The following is a 15796-nucleotide window of genomic DNA, read 5'->3' on the forward strand; positions in this document are numbered from 1 at the left end:
TGCATGATAACCATAGCCACTCTAGCACCCGTTAAAAATAGAGATAATTTGCCTAACGGGTCATCCCCTCGGCAAGAAAATACAATCCACGCTAAATCAGTCAGCACAAAGAAAGTCAAAACGCTAGTTGCTACTGAATATGATAAGCACTTTGAAGACATCAAATACCACATGTTGAAAATCAATACCATCCCAACTACCTATTCTTTTCATTGCGGTAATAAATGGATTGATGTTGAGGCTAAAAATGTTACTTATCGCTATGTAATACCCGGAAATAACAAAGATTCTCTGCCAAAAGCAGAAGTACACATTGACGAAAATGGCTACAAGACAGCCATTATTACCTTGTTAGCATCCGAAGACAAAGACTAAATAATAGTTTGATTTAGTGATGCTATTTTCATCTCGGTAATAAATTACTGAGTTTCCTCACACCCTTACGCGACCAAAAAAGAAAGGATGTTTTTTAATATGTTTTATGTATATAACACCATTACCCGCAAAGTAGTCTCCCAAGCTAGTAATTCAAAAGAAGCTCGTCAAACAGCACTAAAACTTCAACAAAAGTATTTAAAGCAACACAACCCTAACTATATTATTGAGAAAAATATACCTTCAGACGAAGTTGACCGTATTTTACAAATCGCTGCTTTTAGCTACTGTGACGACAAGTATCTTACGTTAGCAAAAATTTCTTTTTAGGAGGCTTCAAAATGGACGACATGACAGATATTTACCGATCATACGAATTTATGCGGGCCAATATGCCTAAACCAATTACCAAAGAACAGCTAAAAGAAAAACTTAGTCCCACTACTCACTTAGAATTCGTTATTCGCGAAGACGGGCTTATTCAACCATTACGTGGAAGTCACGAAAATGTTATGGTATTTCTCATCTGTAACCGAGACAATATCACTTATGCTGACTATATGGAAAATATGCCCAAAGAATATTGGTTTGATACATGGGACTATGCCTTCTTGCACTATGGTGGTATTTTTGTTTGGCCCGACAGGCAAATATCAGGCAAAAAGACCACTCCAGAAGCTCAAAATACATGTAATTGGTTATTAGATAACCACATTATTTACAAATGGAAGAGGGGTGAAATCAATGGTTAAGTATTCTTATAATGATGTAGCTGATTGGTTTTTAGTTGAAGGAAAAGGTAAAATTTCGCCTAAGAAGTTACAGAAATTAGTTTATTATGCCTATGCATGGGTTTTAACATTATTAAACGATTCGAGCGAAGAGTTGAATATAAGATTATTTGATGACGCAAAATTTGAAGCATGGGTTCACGGCCCAGTTCTTCGTGATCTACATGCGGAGTATGCTAGTTACGGTTTCGAGAATATAGAAGAACCTAAGGAACAACCTGAGTTTGTTGAGGATATTCAGGATATACTTGAACAAGTTTGGGAAGTATACGGAAATTATTCAGCTGATCAATTAGAAAGCATGACACATCAAGAAAAACCTTGGAGAAATGCACGCAAGGATTTATCACCATTAGACAGTAGCTCCACTTTAATAGATGATCGTGATATATTTAATTGCTACATTCAAAGAGTAGGTTAATATGGGAAAAAATAAAAAACGAGTAGTTAGCCCTTCTAAACCTAAAAGGAATGTTTCGATAGATAATAAATCTAAATTACAAGACATTATCTATATAGATTTTAATAAATATCCAAAATGGATAACAGATGAAAATATTACGGAAAGCGAGAATCAATAACCATGGAAAAAGAAATATACAATCTAACCGGAGAAATAATCGTCATCACAGACAAAGAAGACAAGCTCATCACTCAATACGAGCCTGATGGACCAATCATTAGCTTTAATTATTCCAAAAACATTATCGGCTCAATCAGCAATGGCTCAGTACCAGTTGCTATATTACAGCCTCAATTAGATAAACGGTGTAAATACATTTTAGACTTACCTAAGTCAGCTTACGTTATCGTCCCAGAAGCATGCGTTAACGACCTTTATCGCATTCGCCCTGATCTTAACATCTTTACTCCGGGAATTACCAAAGTTGGCCCATTCAACGAAGAATTTGCAATAAGTTACGAAGAATTTGTTAAACGCTATTAACTTAATATGCCACTACCTAAGTGGTATTTTTAGGGCTAAAGCCTTATTTTCTCGATTATGTAGTTTAAAAATTCAGAAAAAACAGAAAGGATAAATAGCTATGGAAATTAAAATCGAAACAAAAACATTTAAGAAGCTCATGAAAGACATGGGCATTGCAATCGGTAGTAAGCCAACAATTAGTACCTTAGAATCAGTAAAAATTGTTGCCACCGAAGAAAACATTATCTTCACAACTTCAGATATTGACCTCACCTTAGTTAAAACTGTTTTAACTGGAGATAAAGTGTTTGTTAATGAACCCGGTAGCATTCTTATGCCTTTTAGATTATCAAGTAACATTATTAACAAGTTATCAGGTAAAACGATTACTGTGCAAACAAAATCTGATACCGAAGCACATATTAAGTCTGGTAAAAGTAAGTTCAAAATCAGTGTTTTAAGTGCTGACATGTTCCCTACCATTCCAGAAACAAACGCTGATGATAAATCATTAACCTTTGCAACTGATGACTTTGCCACTGTAATTAAGAAAGTTAGCCACGCTGCTAGTACACAAGAAAGTAGACCAACGTTAACAGGTTTACACTTCTCAACCAGTCAAGTTACAAATGGCGATCAAGAAGAAAATGTACTATCGGTAGAAGCTACTGATACTCACGTTATGGCGAAAGTTACTACTGATATTAATACTGATGGCATTGAATGGGATGCTATCATACCTGCAAAGCCTTTAACTAAAATCAGTTCAATCTTAGAAGAAAATAATGAAGTTGAAATTCAGTTTACCCCTAATCAAGGTCAAATTACCTTTAACTTGGGCCAAAACAGAATCTTACTTCGGCTTATAGAAGGTAACTACCCTGACACAAGTAGAATCATCCCACCTATCAGTGATGATTGTACAATTAAATTAAAGCGTAAAGATGTGTTAGACACTTTCGGACGTGCTACTATTATTGCGAAAACTGCTAAATCTCTAGTTTCACTTTTAGAAATCAAAGATGATAAATTAACAGTTTCAAGTAACAGTCCGTCAACTGGTGATATGCACGAAGAACTTAGTTTTGAACCAGTATCAAGTACGGTAAAAGAACTTAAGATTGGTATGAACCCTCACTATATCATCCAAACTGTATCTCAAATTACATCAGATAACGTTATCTTAAGTTTTAACAACTCACTTCGTCCTTTCAGAGTAGTAAACCCTGAAGACGATAACTATATTCAAATCATCACACCTATTCGATTGGCTTAACAACGCAAAAAAGGATGTACAGCATTGACCGTACATCCTTTTTTATTACGCACGTGTAAACGCAATAAGTGATAAAAAAGAATTAAATTAAATTAGATTAAGTTAGGTTAAATAACCTTAACATAAGGACGACTTAGACAGAAGTTCTTATGACTTGATATGACTTAACATCGTAGTTCAAACGCGAAGAAAGGCACAAATCCGCTCCTACAATGTGCAAATATTATTACTATACAGTAACAGCTTCCTTAGCAATCTTTAAGCAATCCCAAAATCCAGAAGAATTCAAATTATTTTCAACTTGATTCCAATAAAAATCGGAAAGTTCCTTATTATCAAGTGCTAATTCTGCAATTTTTGGATTTAAATTTAAAGCTCTAAGAACTTCTTTTCCCAATACTTCACATTGTTCGTTAGATAAGTTTTGCATATTTTTTGGCCTTCTTTCGATTTTTCCCCTTATAAAAAACCATTTATTTTTTTCGTTTTTTATTTACGATTTTTGTTCACGTTTTTATTTTAGCACATAATTCCTAAAAATAAAACAAAAATATATATATAATTTCATGATTTTTATACAGAAAGGTTTGGTACACAATGGAAGAAAAATACCCCCAAAATTCGTTGTCAAATACACAAAATATGATAAATCACGTTTCTGAACAACATAGTTCTGAACTTGCGCCTAGCCTTGGAGCATTTGGTGTTAGACAAACTCCAGATATTAAACAATTAATGATTTGTAAGTTAAAAGTACAAGCTGAATTACCAAGTATTACTAAAGACAAAACAAACCCACAAACACACAGCCAATATGTATCATTAGACGCGATTAACAAAGCTTTAATGCCTGTAGCATCTAAACACGGTATTGTTATTACGCCTATTCCAATTAGTAATTCAGAGTATATTGGCATTGCAGTACGCTTGGATCATCCTGAAAGTGGACAATGGATTGTATTCCCACCCTACTACATTTCACGTAACGGAAACAATCGCAATACACGAGCATCTCAAGTCCAAAACGAAGGTGGTATTCTTACCTACTGTAAGAGATATGCTATTTCTGCTGTATTTAATATTGTTGCTGATGATGATTTGGACGGAAATGTAAGTAACAATAACGGTAACCAATATGGTAACGGATATTACAACAATAACCGCCAGTACAAGAAAAACAATTATTACAACAATAATCAACAAAATAGCCGTAATACTTACTACCAAAATAACAATAATTACGCAAGAAATGCACAACAAATGGGATATAATCAACCAGTCCAACAAAACACACAAAGAACTCAAAATTATACCCCTAACACATCTGTTCAACAACCTCAAAATGTCCAATACAATACACAACAAAATACTCCAGTACAAAAGCAAAATAATGTTAATCCTCAACAACAAACACCGCAACCTGTTCAGGCTTCAAAGTCTCAACAAAAGCAATATACTAGTCAAGAACAACTAGCAATTCAGAACTATAACAACGTTCTTCAACGTAAATCCACTGAATTACAAGTTCCATCAGATCAGTTACAAAATAAAGTTTTAGAGCAAGTTAATAATATCCTTAGAGGACAAGGTGTTGATTACACTACTTTAAGCACTGAACAACAAGCCAATATTTTGAGCCAAGAACTCGAAAAGATTGGTCGCTAAAAACACAAAACAACTAGATATTTAGTTGTTTTTTTTACGTAATTTAGCATAGAATAATACATATATACAGTAAAGTAAACCAAATGTTATAAGCAAAAAACACCCTTAGTTACTGGTTTTGTTTGTTTTTTGGTTTGCTTTGCTACATTATGCTAATTTAATATTTTAAGGCTAAAGCCTTTATTTTTTTTACGATGTAGTTAAAAATTTATTTAATCTAGAAAGGAAGAATTACTATGACAACACAAGAAATTATTAACAAATTAAACGAAGAACCTGTTACTTTAGCTGTATTCAATTTTGAAGACAAATCTTTGGAAATTAAACACCAAACTTTAAAAGAAAGATTAAGCGATTCAGCTGAAGAAGGAGCCTTAGTTAGTGGTAGAGAATTACTTCACTTAAGCGCTGAAGGAGCTGTACCAACTGTGTATCTAGATGATGTTGAAGAAGGAATTCATATTGATAACATCTACTGCGTAACAACCGAAGAAGTTTACGATTTAGGTACCACATACGAATCAGCAAAATCTTATTTAAGTGATGGTTACGTTTCACAACTAACTAACACACAACCAATTGACGACGATATTGAGTACTGGGAAACAATGTTTGGCTACAAAGAAATTACAGTCTTTGACGAAGAAGAACTAACATTCTCATAATCCCCTACTCAAAGAAAGAAGTGAATTAAATGATTACTTTAGAAGAAAAAAAGGCACAAGAAAAACAAACAGTTGATAAAGCACTTAAGATTATGAACGATGAGATGAGTAAAGACATTGAAAAAGACCCTAACATCCCTGACGAGATGTGGAAATACGCAACTTTCAATTTACATCGTATTCATAACTGGCTATGCGAGAAAACCAATGATAACACTCTTATGAAAGCTATCGTTAAATGGGAAAAACAAGCAACTATCCTTGGTGCTATGAACTACGTAACTTCTAACTTTAAGGAGTTAGCAAAAAAGCTTTACGATTCCAAAGTAACCGTACCGGGAGTTGTAAAAGTAAATCAAGGTATCGGGTTTGATATCCCTGATGAAGCAGTATTTCAGTTAGTACGTAGATACTATGTTTTCTTTGCCCCTCAAGAGAAAGAAACTGAAGTGTTTAGACCTACAACAACAAATACTGGAACATCAAATGACAGTGATAATGCTATGCCAACAGCCGATAGCATCATCAAGAAAGCTAAGGAAAATAGCAAAAATCAAAAGAAAGAACAAAAGAAACAAGAAACAGAAGAAATCAGTTTATTTGATTTCGTATAGAAAATTAGAAAGAAGGAAAAATTAATTATGAAAACAGCTATTAGAGACAAAGGAGGACTTAACCTCGAACTTCAACATTACAATGCAGCCCGTATCTTCTTAGAAAACAAATCGAAAGATAAAGGGTTAAACTTTGCAGAGGACGTTGATTTTACGAGTTTAAATGAAATCCAAGATATTGCAAATAAAATTTATCAAGACATGCGTATTACCCCTGAAGAACAAGAGAAATTTCTTAACACTATCAACAACTTAATGACAATATAGAAAGGAAGAACTTTTAAATGGGATACCTATCATTAATCGCTTTTAACGATTACAAACAAGCACAGAAACAAAACGAAAAAATGCAAAAAGCAGCAAGCATCCCAAAAAGTGCAGCGTTACGTTTTATCGAAAATGCCGTTAGTGCTGTTAACGGATATGATACTGGATACTTCCTTGCTAAAGAAAGTCCAAACAACTCCCAGTTAGTGAATAAGATGGCATTAACGTATCTTCGCCCTGCTTACAACATCAGCTTTGCTAAAGGAGGCTTAATTAAAGCAGAAAAGAAGCCTGCCAAAGAACTGTTACTGTTAAAACAACAAATCATTAACGACACACTTAAAAAGCGTAATAAGTTCTTTACACGTTACGGCTTTGATTATCGTGATTACGAAATGTACAAGAAGGTATATCTAAGCAAATACATTGCTACAAACAATGAGTTACCTAAAGAAGAGCCTGCATTCTTTAATGACTTACGCAATCTTCAACAAATTGACAACGATAAATTCATCTATGTCTTTTCTGATAGTTTATCGTACATGACCACTATTACTGACTTAAGTCGCTTAAACAAGTATTCAGCATTCGACTTAGGCCCACAAGAATTCTTTATTCTACCTACAGTACATGTGGAATATAAGAACTAAAAACTAAGGAGAAAAATTAATTATGGAAATTGAAAAATTCAATGCAATAGCAGCTAAACCAGAAGAAATTTACCAATTAGGTAACATTATTTCTTCTGAAGAAAGTTATTTCTACGTAATCCAGCTTTATAACGGTAATTATGCATTGCTTAACTTAGAAACTAACTCAGTAGTCAATAGCAGCTACGTTGAAAAATCAGAATTTAAAACTTCAAAAGAATTAGCAAAAGCATACTACACACCATGCGATCACGTTATTAAAGCTAAACTCATGATCGAAGAAAATTTTAAGGAGGTAAAATAACATGAGCATGAATTATTCCCCATCGTCCTTTTATTACCCATCGTCCTTATGGGGCATCGTCATTCAAGGAGAAGATTTTGATAAATTTGCTTCAGAACTAAGCAAAAACCACGCCAAAGACGATACCATAGAAGATATTCTGGATGCCGAATTATCTGGAATTATGACCTATGCAATTCTTCACCCTAATGAAGATGCTGTCTCACCTGATTTAGACATCTACTCAGAACATATCTTAATCTTAGGTCTTGATAAACAACCCGACCTAACCAGTGGGCCAGCCTATGGAAGCTTAGACGAAGCAATCAATGAAATCAAAAAGAAAGTAGGAAAATTCATCCCAGAAAACTTCAATTACAAAGAAAATATGGGATGTCATTCCTATGCATTTTATGGATAGGAGACGATTTAATGCCCTTTTGCGACAAAATAAGCCAACAATTTAGAATGCAAAAAGAAGCGATGTTTTACCCCTTCTTCTTTGTTATTCAAAAAAAGAAAATTCTGCTCTATGTCTATAAAAATCAAAGAGACGTTAACCAAGTAATGCAGAAAATTACTTCTAACAGTAATAACGAAGCTTTAAAGAACTCAGAGGACTTCTTGCCAGTAGATACTATCGTATTTGATAACTTTTCCGCTTTTATCGGAGAATTGTTCAATTACGAAGATACTGATTTATTAGTTTCCTCTGATGTTAAAAAAGGCGAAGTTCAACTAAATGCTAATATCAATAATGCTGAATCCTTTAGTTACGATCAAATGCTCGTAAACTCAGCAATTCAACAAATTGCTAAATCGTTATGTCAATGATGATTAACTATACCTCCAACTTGATTTAGTTGGGGGTATTTTTTGGGGCTAAAGCCTTATGTTTTTTTCTATGTAGTTATTAATCGTAAGAAAGAAGGAAAAAACATGACAAAACAAAAATTAATAAAGATTTGGAACAATCGTTTAAAACCTACCAAAGCATTCTGGAAAGAAGCTCACAGCGAATTTCCCGTTTATATTTGGCAAAACAAAGAACAAAAGATTGTTTCTTCAACCCGTAAAGTATCTAAACGCTTAATTAACAATATTCGCTTAACTAAAAACACGACGTTTAGAAAAGTAAATCAAGACTCATTCATTTACGTCAAAGGCACTAAGAAGCGTATTGAGTTACAAGAATGGGATGTTATTCAAACAACTCCAAACGGAAAAGAAAAGTTCACACATGAATTACGCAACCTTATTGTGTTAGAAAAAGGACAAAAGCCCCTACACTTAAACAAGCCTTACCCCGAGTCTAAACACGTTGAAACTGGTCTTAGAACAAAGGCTATTTTTGATAGTGCCATGTCTGCTTACATCATAAATGACTTTGTAGCAGAATTAAAGCGTTCTTTTCTGTCTGATTTATTTGTTGACAACCAATTTGAAGAAGCTATCAAAGACCAATGCTTTAGATACTATGCAAGAGATTATGAAATTATCGAAAATATAGTTAAGTATCATGACAGGCTTAATCATTTAGCAAAATTAGGTGCTTATAACGCTATGAAAGCTTTAATTTCATCTTCTCAATACAGCAACATCAACAAAGGAAAGCTAACTGACAAATTCATTCGTGACAATGTTGAGTTTCTCAAAGAAAATCCATCTATTTCTCAAATTGGTGATGTGCTTACAAGCAAGACATTAGCCGCTAAGATTGGTGTTGCAGCTTATAAGATTTCTAACATGTTTAGAAACAAAATTATTATTCCTGAAGATTTTGCTGAAAGTAATTTGAAATACATTGATTTCAATAAAATTGGCAAAGAAGTATTAAAGCAAAATAATCTGCGGAATATCCTAGATAATTGTTATAAGTACGCTATGGAAATTGAATTTTGTCAAAAGATTGGCGCCTTTAGAATGGCTGATTACTTAGTATCTGGGCCTTTAAATTATTATCACAACCTCACAATTGATCGTGAGTTCTTAAAAGCTAACAAGCAAGTTCTAAAGAATAACCCTAGCATTGATTACTTCTTAAATCGTAGTAGAATTGAAGAATTTGCTAAGGAACTTCGTATTAAGACCGGCAGATTGTCTAACTATCTAATTAAGCATAACGTCTCAATTCAAGCCTTTGAATCGTATGTAGATAACATTAAGTATTTGAAATGGGACATCAACAAAAAGACACTCTTCCCAGATAAATTTAAAATTAATGCTGAAGACGCTGAATTAGCAGTTGAATTAGATAAAGAAACCCAAGAAAATCAAAGCTTAAAGTTGGAATTTGATAAAGCTGTTGATGACTTTAAACAATATGAATTAACATTTAAGAACTTTGTCTTCACAATTCCACACAAACCTCAAGACTTGATTGAAGAAGGTGTTAAGTTAAACAACTGTCTTAAGAGCTACCGTAGCAAATTTGCTAAAGAGCAAACAGTTATTGTCTTTGTACGCACAGTTGATGCTCCAAACAAATCATTATTTGCCTTAGAAGTAAACCCTAAGACTAATAATATCGTACAATTTAGAGCAAAGAACAATGCCCGCCCTTCTGACGAAGCAAATAAGATTGTCAAAGAATACGTTGAACAAGTTGCTGCTTAGAATTTAGATTATAAATATAATTTATATTTCACTTTAAATTGTATTGTACATTTTATTTCAAAATAAGTTTAGAATTTACATTCAGATTGATAAATAGGATGACAATTACATTTAAACAACTATTTTCTGATAGTTGTTTTATTTTGAAGTTTTAAACTTGTTTATAAAAGCTTCGCTTTAAGGGCTAAAGCCTTATTTTCTTGGTTATGTAGGATAGAAAGGAATTGACTGACAATGTCATTTAATAATATTCTCGTTCAATACAAGTTAGAACCATTAACTGATATTGATAAAGAAATCTTTTTCGAAGAAGCTAAATATTTCATCACCAACGATGATATTAAACAATTTTTCAGGTTTTTAAACTTTAAAGTCAACATCAAAGATGAGTTAAAAGACAACATTATGCTGTATCTTGATTCTTGGCTAACGCTTAAGAAATTTCTAGAATATTGTTCATACAAAGGATATTCTAAAAGCGTTGCAATTAAGTATCAAACATGCAATTATGAACTCTTTTATACCTTCACTGACAAAGACTCTTTTATTACTTTAAAAGATTTAGAGGATATGGGTTATCGCTATTCGGTAGAACCCCTGTCCGATATTATCGATAAGCTTAAAGAACAAGATTTAATTTTAAAACAAAACAGTAAAATAGAAAAAGAAATTGAAAAGGAAATGAGTAAAACACATTATGATCCTATGGGAAATCTGAAGATACCTGAATATGATGGTTTTGATAATCTTCAAGATTATGTAGATGAATTAATAAAAGTTATTCCAACCTCAAAAATTTAAAACAGAAAGGATAAAAATACTATGATTAAAAGCGGATCACAACATTTATTTGAATTTTATGTACTTGACTTATTACGCAAGTACAACTTGAAAGGAGAAATTGAATACGAAGAGGATGAACTAACAGGACATCTAATTATCGTTAGTCCTAACTTAGATAAAGTTGTCTTTGATACAAAATTCAACATTGAAAAGTTAGACTTTATTGACAGTCAACAAAAAATCAAGAATATGGCTATCAATATTGTCTCAGCAACTTTGTTAAGTGCTCGTCCAATTCCCAATGCAGGAGAATTAGACACTGACTTTATTGAATTAAATCAAAAGACAGTTGATGAATTCAATACGTTAGGAGGTATTATTGAAGCTACAATGGTATAAGCAACATTATAACCTATATCATGAATCAAAGATGGCATGACATTGAGTTTCGAGGCTCTTTATAGGTATAGTGAAGCGCACTATCACTCACATCTATACACATTGTAAAATACTAAAATGCGTATTACTAAATACTAAACGCATTAATATATATACCTCCTTTCTTGAATTAATGATAACTACAAATAACTACAACACTACACCGAACATAGAGTGCGTATGTTCTCTAAAATTCAACCTTATACGGTTGTTTTTTTTACTTAGGTCCTTATTTATTATTGGGCTAAAGCCCATATTATCTTGAATTTGTAGTTTCTCTACATAGCTACAGAAAGAAGGAAAAAGACATGGAAAAAGCAAACAATTTAAACAGTAAAGCAAAGATACAAAATCAAAGCTTACCATTGCGCTTAAAGCTCGCATCTGTTATTACCTGTGCAATAAGTATTTTATTTATTGCCGGTATTTTCTTCGTATTCATTGAAGTCTTACCAGAAGTATTAGCTGTTAATAAAATTACATTTTTCAAGTACAGCTCATCCATGACTATTGTTAGTTTACTCTGGATGTTCCACTTCGTTAAATTCTTCAAAGGATTAAAAATTATCTTTAGCAGAAAAGTTAAATTTACTGCTACAGGTAAGAGAAGTTTTATTAGAGAATTGCTTTTATTAGTAGGTTTAAGTGTTGTTTGGAGTACATTAAACGATCTTCTAAACTTTAACACACTTAACTTTCCTCTTATTGTTATGGTACTGGTTGCAAGTTCACTAGTATTCGCATTATTATCGTTAATCAGAGATTATATCCATGATTTCTGACAACTAAAATAACCGTCCAAATTGGGCGGTTATTTTTTAACTTTGCTGCTGGCTTTTTTTGGTTCTACTTAATGTTTTACGTCTTAATACTTCATCTTGTGCCATAGCATCTATCCGCTTTACATATTTCAAAGTATTATCAGCATTCTCTGGATAGGAAGGGTTCTCTGACTTTGATTTTCCATTATCATATAAGTCTGAAAATCTCATCGCTAAAAATCTAATAATTCCTAAAATATTTCGATTAACAGAACTTAGATTTTTCAAATTGCTTTTAAAATTCCGTTCCTGATTTTTTTCAATAGCATTCAATTTTTCCATGATTTGAGCATTAGCTTGTGACAATTTTTCCTCAACTTTATCTAACGAAGAACTATCACTAAGTTCATCTTTTTCAGAAACAGATTCTATTTCATCTAAGGTTAATTTCTTTTTGAAAAGTGAAAATATTTCTTCATCATCCTTAAACCTATTTCTTGAAATAATAGCATCTAGCATAGCAACTTGCACTTCTTCTGGAAGGCCCATTAGAGCAATCATGTTATACCGCAATGACATACTTGCCTTTTGAGCTATACTATATTCTTTTGAAGTCAAATTGTACTTTTCGCACATATAATCATAAGTTTCATGTACAAAATCATTACTTATATAAAATCTACTAAAATTTTCAGGTAGCTCATTTCTGAATCGGTAGCCTTCTTCTTTTTTTACTAATACTTGGTTTAAATGATACTCACTATTACTCACTATTCTTCATCCCCATTCAGTAAAACTTCGGCATCTCCACCAAAAAGCCCCATAATTGTTCATTATTTTTTTGCATGATTTCCATATTAGTTTGATATAGTTCTAGAAGTTGTCTGTGATCCTCAGACAATTTATTAAGCATATAAACCATATAATTATCTTTACTATTATTTGCGTTGAATCCTTTATTTTCCGCTTCCGATTGTTGGTAAAAAGCTACACAACGTAAAATATATTCAGAAGCTGTAATTCCCTCTTGTTTTGCTAACGAAAGAATTTTATTCTTTTGTTCTTCATTCTTTAGGCTTAATTTAAATATCGTCTTTTTTTCAGCCATTTTTTCCACCTCTATTGCGAAAAAACACCTATTTTAAAAGCATTTTATTAATTTCACTTTGGTTTATTATACGTATAATTTTAACATTTTAGACCTGTTTTTTCTACCGGAAAATATAGTAGTTTTAACGAAAATAATCGTGTTACAATTAAACAGAAAACTTCAATACTTACTTTTTGTATTTTTATCGGAAGATAAACCTGAGTTGATATAACAATATTTTAAAGAGGTGTGTATTTTTCTCAGAAGATAAAATAGAGGGCCATTCCACTAATTTTGGCCGGGATAAATCCCTTATTTTTTTCCCTATGTAGTTAGATTAGGTAATGATTGCCTAAAATGTTTAAAGATTTAATTAGAAAGGATGCGTTTCTCATGCAAATCACAAAAAAACAAATTGAAGAATTTAACAATAACCCGACTATCAAGTATTTAGGACAGTTCCCTACTTGGACCATTTCAATCATTCAGAAAAAAGAAGACGGTAAGCTTGGTAAAATTCCTGTAAATGCTAGTGCAATTATTAAGGGCCAAACTAGCTTTCATAAATCAGAAGACTTCTGTAGTCCTCAAACACCAGGGAATATGTTAACCCTACCTGAATTAAATTCTAATCCAAAATTATACGGCATTAACCGTACGTGGCATGTAGATGCGAAAGCAACCAAAGTGTTTGCTATTGATATTGAAAATGATCTAAATTCAGGAGTAGTAGAAAATCTAATGAAATTGCCCTTCCTCTATTTAGAAGAGTCTGTTTCAGGCGGTTTGCACGGCTTACTTCCTTTTACTGACGAGTTGCAAGCCAAATATCCTATGTTAGTCGATACAACCGTAGTTAAACAACGCCTTAATGCTGATGGACAAGACTTAGGTACTTTTGAAGTATTCTTTAAAGACCATTTTATCACCTTAACCAAGGCAACTAAGGACATCCCACCCGTTTCAAAAACAGCTGCTTTTGAGTTCTTAGATCAATTCTTACAAGGTGTAGAACAAGCTAAAGATAAAAGCCTTGCCAATCAAGGTAATCGTCAAGTTGTTAAAGGCGATACTCCAGAAATTTCCGAAATTATTTCTGATAGTTTAACGGATCAAGCCTTAGACCAATTGTTTAGGATGAGCCCTATTAACTATGACGGCGGGGATTTAAGCAAGTACGAAAATGCTGTAGTATATAAAGCTGCTAACTTGATTAAGCATGCCTTCTTATCCTCTGAGCCTATGATGACCATGAACGTTAAGAAAAAGTATCATAAGCTTAGTGTTGAGGAGTTATCTTACGCTATCTACTTAACGGTAAAGAAGGTTGTCTCATATCGCAAGAAACATGATAGCAAGCGTAACGGCATGCCCTACTTGTTATACCTATCTGCCAACTGCGTAAGTCGTTTGAGAGAAGAAGAGAGAATTAGTTTTGAAAAATATCAAGCCCAAAAACAAAAGCAAACTGTAAATAATGTACAATAGAGAAATGTAAATAATGTACAATAGAGAAAGGAAGAATTATTATGACAGAGTTAACATTATACACTAAAGACAACTGCATTCAATGCAAGATGACTAAGAAATACTTAGACCGTTGTCACCTCCAGTATAAAACCATTAACGTTAGTCAAGATTCCCAAGCACGTCAAGAACTAAAAGATCAAGGATTCAGCTCGGTTCCCCTACTCTTTGTAGGGAATGGTGATGAAGTTATTGTTGGTTTTGCTCCTGGCAAGCTTGCTGAACTTGAAAAACGACTTGAGAACGCTATTTAGAAAGAGAGTTGGTCAGCAATGGCTATTATTCAAACAATAAGTAAGAAAACTTTGTACATCGCTGCTAAAAATTGGTGTACAAAATCTGGTAGCAATATCAGTCCAATTATGATCCCAACAGTTAAGAATAATGTTTTTAGTTGTATCTTAAGCATTGAGCATCCCGACACTAAGTCAGGAATCCGTTTCGATATAATGTTTGATACTGAAGACACTAATAAAGCTGATTCACTCAACGAATTCGCAAGTGAATTAGTCAGCATTGTTGAACAAGCTATCAATGAAGACAAAGTACGAACAGAAGATTTATCAGAGTTCGATAAATTGAAAAATTTCGTTGCACAATTGCGATAAATCGTTATACAATAAGGTTAGCTCACAAAGTCATTTGTTCAATCAGCAAATACATTAGTTATTCCCTACGTATGTAGGTGGTAAGCTCCTATAAGAGCGAACCAAAAAACTTAACGATCTTTGCATTGTAATCCACCTGTATTTTAGTAGGTGGGTTTTTTATTTTGCGCTAAAGCGCATATCCTTTTGATTATGTAGTTAGATAATTTTTAATGAAAAAGGAGCGTAAATCCCCCTACTTTAGTGGGGGGATATAAGCTCCACTCGATAGCTCGTAAGAGCTATTTTGTTTTTTTCTAAATATTCTTTAGCCAATTTAGATAATATCTCTGAAACGGATGAATGTTCCTTGACTGCTTGTATTTTCAAGCTATCATTAAGTTCGACATTCATATAGATATTTATCCTTTTTTGTTTTCTGCCACAGCACTTACCTTGTGTAATTAAGTATACTTTGCT

Annotated in this window: 26 protein-coding genes; 22 read left to right on the top strand and 4 right to left on the bottom strand. The window is 33.0% G+C overall.

Annotated elements, in window-relative coordinates:
• Window positions 1–48 precede the first annotated feature (48 nt).
• From JCM10991_RS05750 to dnaN, 7 genes are all read left to right on the top strand, one after another.
• Complete coding sequence (locus JCM10991_RS05750; protein ID WP_162149490.1) at window positions 49–375, top strand: hypothetical protein; 327 nt, start codon at window positions 49–51, stop codon at window positions 373–375.
• Window positions 376–474: 99 nt separating this feature from the next.
• Window positions 475–705: a hypothetical protein gene (locus tag JCM10991_RS05755; RefSeq protein WP_025020829.1), complete on the top strand. Its 231-nt coding sequence runs from the start codon at window positions 475–477 to the stop codon at window positions 703–705.
• An 11-nt stretch (window positions 706–716) separates the two neighbouring features.
• A complete protein-coding gene (locus tag JCM10991_RS05760) occupies window positions 717–1127 on the top strand; it encodes a hypothetical protein (RefSeq protein ID WP_023859203.1) in 411 nt (136 codons plus the stop codon).
• Window positions 1120–1587 (top strand): Panacea domain-containing protein, encoded by a 468-nt coding sequence (locus tag JCM10991_RS05765; protein ID WP_023859204.1) that lies wholly within the window; start codon window positions 1120–1122, stop codon window positions 1585–1587. The genes JCM10991_RS05760 and JCM10991_RS05765 overlap by 8 nt, the downstream gene beginning before the upstream one ends.
• A gap of 1 nt (window position 1588) precedes the next feature.
• Window positions 1589–1747, top strand: a complete 159-nt coding sequence (locus tag JCM10991_RS15160) for a hypothetical protein (RefSeq protein ID WP_023859205.1) — start codon at window positions 1589–1591, stop codon at window positions 1745–1747.
• A gap of 2 nt (window positions 1748–1749) precedes the next feature.
• On the top strand, window positions 1750–2112 hold the full coding sequence (locus tag JCM10991_RS05775; RefSeq protein ID WP_023859206.1) for a hypothetical protein: 363 nt from the start codon (window positions 1750–1752) through the stop codon (window positions 2110–2112).
• Window positions 2113–2212: 100 nt separating this feature from the next.
• Window positions 2213–3370, top strand: a complete 1158-nt coding sequence (gene dnaN, locus JCM10991_RS05780; RefSeq protein ID WP_025020830.1) for a DNA polymerase III subunit beta — start codon at window positions 2213–2215, stop codon at window positions 3368–3370.
• A gap of 229 nt (window positions 3371–3599) precedes the next feature.
• Here dnaN and JCM10991_RS05785 read toward each other — a convergent pair whose 3' ends face one another.
• The gene (locus JCM10991_RS05785; RefSeq protein WP_025020831.1) at window positions 3600–3800 is read right to left on the bottom strand and encodes a hypothetical protein; all 201 of its coding nucleotides are present in this window, start codon (window positions 3798–3800) and stop codon (window positions 3600–3602) included.
• A gap of 212 nt (window positions 3801–4012) precedes the next feature.
• Here JCM10991_RS05785 and JCM10991_RS14410 point away from each other — a divergent pair, with 212 nt between their 5' ends.
• The 12 genes from JCM10991_RS14410 to JCM10991_RS05845 all read left to right on the top strand — a co-directional run bounded on the left by JCM10991_RS14410 (window position 4013) and on the right by JCM10991_RS05845 (window position 12133).
• Complete coding sequence (locus JCM10991_RS14410) at window positions 4013–5035, top strand: ERF family protein (RefSeq protein WP_162149491.1); 1023 nt, start codon at window positions 4013–4015, stop codon at window positions 5033–5035.
• Window positions 5036–5271: 236 nt separating this feature from the next.
• Window positions 5272–5700 carry a hypothetical protein gene (locus tag JCM10991_RS05795; protein ID WP_023859210.1) on the top strand — a complete coding sequence of 143 codons (429 nt, stop codon included), beginning with the start codon at window positions 5272–5274 and terminating at the stop codon, window positions 5698–5700.
• A gap of 29 nt (window positions 5701–5729) precedes the next feature.
• Complete coding sequence (locus JCM10991_RS05800) at window positions 5730–6314, top strand: Cas9 inhibitor AcrIIA9 family protein (RefSeq protein ID WP_023859211.1); 585 nt, start codon at window positions 5730–5732, stop codon at window positions 6312–6314.
• A 27-nt stretch (window positions 6315–6341) separates the two neighbouring features.
• Entirely contained in the window at window positions 6342–6581 is a 240-nt protein-coding gene (locus JCM10991_RS05805) for a hypothetical protein (RefSeq protein ID WP_023859212.1), read from the top strand.
• Window positions 6582–6598: 17 nt separating this feature from the next.
• The gene (locus JCM10991_RS05810; RefSeq protein WP_025020832.1) at window positions 6599–7231 is read left to right on the top strand and encodes a hypothetical protein; all 633 of its coding nucleotides are present in this window, start codon (window positions 6599–6601) and stop codon (window positions 7229–7231) included.
• A 22-nt stretch (window positions 7232–7253) separates the two neighbouring features.
• Window positions 7254–7535: a hypothetical protein gene (locus tag JCM10991_RS05815; RefSeq protein ID WP_025020833.1), complete on the top strand. Its 282-nt coding sequence runs from the start codon at window positions 7254–7256 to the stop codon at window positions 7533–7535.
• Window position 7536: 1 nt separating this feature from the next.
• Entirely contained in the window at window positions 7537–7935 is a 399-nt protein-coding gene (locus JCM10991_RS05820; RefSeq protein ID WP_023859215.1) for a hypothetical protein, read from the top strand.
• Window positions 7936–7946: 11 nt separating this feature from the next.
• Complete coding sequence (locus tag JCM10991_RS05825) at window positions 7947–8348, top strand: hypothetical protein (protein ID WP_023859216.1); 402 nt, start codon at window positions 7947–7949, stop codon at window positions 8346–8348.
• 105 nt (window positions 8349–8453) lie between these two features.
• Window positions 8454–10130, top strand: coding sequence for a PcfJ domain-containing protein (locus JCM10991_RS05830; protein WP_056986842.1), 1677 nt, complete (start codon window positions 8454–8456; stop codon window positions 10128–10130).
• 234 nt (window positions 10131–10364) lie between these two features.
• Window positions 10365–10931, top strand: a complete 567-nt coding sequence (locus JCM10991_RS05835; protein WP_025020835.1) for a hypothetical protein — start codon at window positions 10365–10367, stop codon at window positions 10929–10931.
• Window positions 10932–10952: 21 nt separating this feature from the next.
• Entirely contained in the window at window positions 10953–11312 is a 360-nt protein-coding gene (locus JCM10991_RS05840; RefSeq protein ID WP_023859219.1) for a hypothetical protein, read from the top strand.
• Between the two features lie 347 nt (window positions 11313–11659).
• Complete coding sequence (locus JCM10991_RS05845) at window positions 11660–12133, top strand: hypothetical protein (RefSeq protein WP_025020836.1); 474 nt, start codon at window positions 11660–11662, stop codon at window positions 12131–12133.
• Window positions 12134–12169: 36 nt separating this feature from the next.
• Here the strand turns inward: JCM10991_RS05845 and JCM10991_RS05850 are convergent, their stop codons facing one another.
• Window positions 12170–12883 (bottom strand): hypothetical protein, encoded by a 714-nt coding sequence (locus tag JCM10991_RS05850; protein ID WP_025020837.1) that lies wholly within the window; start codon window positions 12881–12883, stop codon window positions 12170–12172.
• A 16-nt stretch (window positions 12884–12899) separates the two neighbouring features.
• Window positions 12900–13220, bottom strand: coding sequence for a hypothetical protein (locus JCM10991_RS05855; RefSeq protein ID WP_025020838.1), 321 nt, complete (start codon window positions 13218–13220; stop codon window positions 12900–12902).
• Between the two features lie 375 nt (window positions 13221–13595).
• Here JCM10991_RS05855 and JCM10991_RS05860 point away from each other — a divergent pair, with 375 nt between their 5' ends.
• Genes JCM10991_RS05860 through JCM10991_RS05870 form a run of 3 tightly spaced genes read left to right on the top strand, consistent with a single transcriptional unit; the run spans window position 13596 to window position 15337 of the window.
• The gene (locus JCM10991_RS05860; protein ID WP_025020839.1) at window positions 13596–14690 is read left to right on the top strand and encodes a hypothetical protein; all 1095 of its coding nucleotides are present in this window, start codon (window positions 13596–13598) and stop codon (window positions 14688–14690) included.
• 41 nt (window positions 14691–14731) lie between these two features.
• Window positions 14732–14983 carry a glutaredoxin domain-containing protein gene (locus JCM10991_RS05865; RefSeq protein WP_023859224.1) on the top strand — a complete coding sequence of 84 codons (252 nt, stop codon included), beginning with the start codon at window positions 14732–14734 and terminating at the stop codon, window positions 14981–14983.
• 18 nt (window positions 14984–15001) lie between these two features.
• Window positions 15002–15337, top strand: coding sequence for a WHG domain-containing protein (locus JCM10991_RS05870; protein WP_025020840.1), 336 nt, complete (start codon window positions 15002–15004; stop codon window positions 15335–15337).
• 240 nt (window positions 15338–15577) lie between these two features.
• On the opposite strand, the gene JCM10991_RS14845 is transcribed toward JCM10991_RS05870, so the two are convergent.
• Window positions 15578–15796: ribbon-helix-helix domain-containing protein (locus tag JCM10991_RS14845; protein WP_155889587.1), on the bottom strand; the 219-nt coding region annotated here is incomplete at its 5' end.

Source organism: Ligilactobacillus equi DSM 15833 = JCM 10991, assembly GCF_000615765.1.
GTDB lineage: Bacteria > Bacillota > Bacilli > Lactobacillales > Lactobacillaceae > Ligilactobacillus > Ligilactobacillus equi.

Excerpts from the sequence above, each read along its gene's own strand:
- JCM10991_RS05845 (WP_025020836.1), top strand. The coding sequence starts at position 11,660 with ATGGAAAAAGCAAACAATTTAAACAGTAAAGCAAAGATACAAAATCAA.
- JCM10991_RS05800 (WP_023859211.1), top strand. The coding sequence starts at position 5,730 with ATGATTACTTTAGAAGAAAAAAAGGCACAAGAAAAACAAACAGTTGAT.
- JCM10991_RS05760 (WP_023859203.1), top strand. The coding sequence starts at position 717 with ATGGACGACATGACAGATATTTACCGATCATACGAATTTATGCGGGCC.
- JCM10991_RS05870 (WP_025020840.1), top strand. The coding sequence starts at position 15,002 with ATGGCTATTATTCAAACAATAAGTAAGAAAACTTTGTACATCGCTGCT.
- JCM10991_RS05860 (WP_025020839.1), top strand. The coding sequence starts at position 13,596 with ATGCAAATCACAAAAAAACAAATTGAAGAATTTAACAATAACCCGACT.
- JCM10991_RS05830 (WP_056986842.1), top strand. The coding sequence starts at position 8,454 with ATGACAAAACAAAAATTAATAAAGATTTGGAACAATCGTTTAAAACCT.
- JCM10991_RS05775 (WP_023859206.1), top strand. The coding sequence starts at position 1,750 with ATGGAAAAAGAAATATACAATCTAACCGGAGAAATAATCGTCATCACA.
- JCM10991_RS05815 (WP_025020833.1), top strand. The coding sequence starts at position 7,254 with ATGGAAATTGAAAAATTCAATGCAATAGCAGCTAAACCAGAAGAAATT.
- JCM10991_RS05840 (WP_023859219.1), top strand. The coding sequence starts at position 10,953 with ATGATTAAAAGCGGATCACAACATTTATTTGAATTTTATGTACTTGAC.
- JCM10991_RS05820 (WP_023859215.1), top strand. The coding sequence starts at position 7,537 with ATGAGCATGAATTATTCCCCATCGTCCTTTTATTACCCATCGTCCTTA.
- JCM10991_RS05805 (WP_023859212.1), top strand. The coding sequence starts at position 6,342 with ATGAAAACAGCTATTAGAGACAAAGGAGGACTTAACCTCGAACTTCAA.
- JCM10991_RS05795 (WP_023859210.1), top strand. The coding sequence starts at position 5,272 with ATGACAACACAAGAAATTATTAACAAATTAAACGAAGAACCTGTTACT.
- JCM10991_RS05855 (WP_025020838.1), bottom strand. The coding sequence starts at position 13,220 with ATGGCTGAAAAAAAGACGATATTTAAATTAAGCCTAAAGAATGAAGAA.
- JCM10991_RS14410 (WP_162149491.1), top strand. The coding sequence starts at position 4,013 with ATGATAAATCACGTTTCTGAACAACATAGTTCTGAACTTGCGCCTAGC.
- JCM10991_RS05785 (WP_025020831.1), bottom strand. The coding sequence starts at position 3,800 with ATGCAAAACTTATCTAACGAACAATGTGAAGTATTGGGAAAAGAAGTT.
- JCM10991_RS05825 (WP_023859216.1), top strand. The coding sequence starts at position 7,947 with ATGCCCTTTTGCGACAAAATAAGCCAACAATTTAGAATGCAAAAAGAA.
- JCM10991_RS05810 (WP_025020832.1), top strand. The coding sequence starts at position 6,599 with ATGGGATACCTATCATTAATCGCTTTTAACGATTACAAACAAGCACAG.
- JCM10991_RS05755 (WP_025020829.1), top strand. The coding sequence starts at position 475 with ATGTTTTATGTATATAACACCATTACCCGCAAAGTAGTCTCCCAAGCT.
- JCM10991_RS05865 (WP_023859224.1), top strand. The coding sequence starts at position 14,732 with ATGACAGAGTTAACATTATACACTAAAGACAACTGCATTCAATGCAAG.
- JCM10991_RS05765 (WP_023859204.1), top strand. The coding sequence starts at position 1,120 with ATGGTTAAGTATTCTTATAATGATGTAGCTGATTGGTTTTTAGTTGAA.
- JCM10991_RS05835 (WP_025020835.1), top strand. The coding sequence starts at position 10,365 with ATGTCATTTAATAATATTCTCGTTCAATACAAGTTAGAACCATTAACT.
- dnaN (WP_025020830.1), top strand. The coding sequence starts at position 2,213 with ATGGAAATTAAAATCGAAACAAAAACATTTAAGAAGCTCATGAAAGAC.
- JCM10991_RS15160 (WP_023859205.1), top strand. The coding sequence starts at position 1,589 with ATGGGAAAAAATAAAAAACGAGTAGTTAGCCCTTCTAAACCTAAAAGG.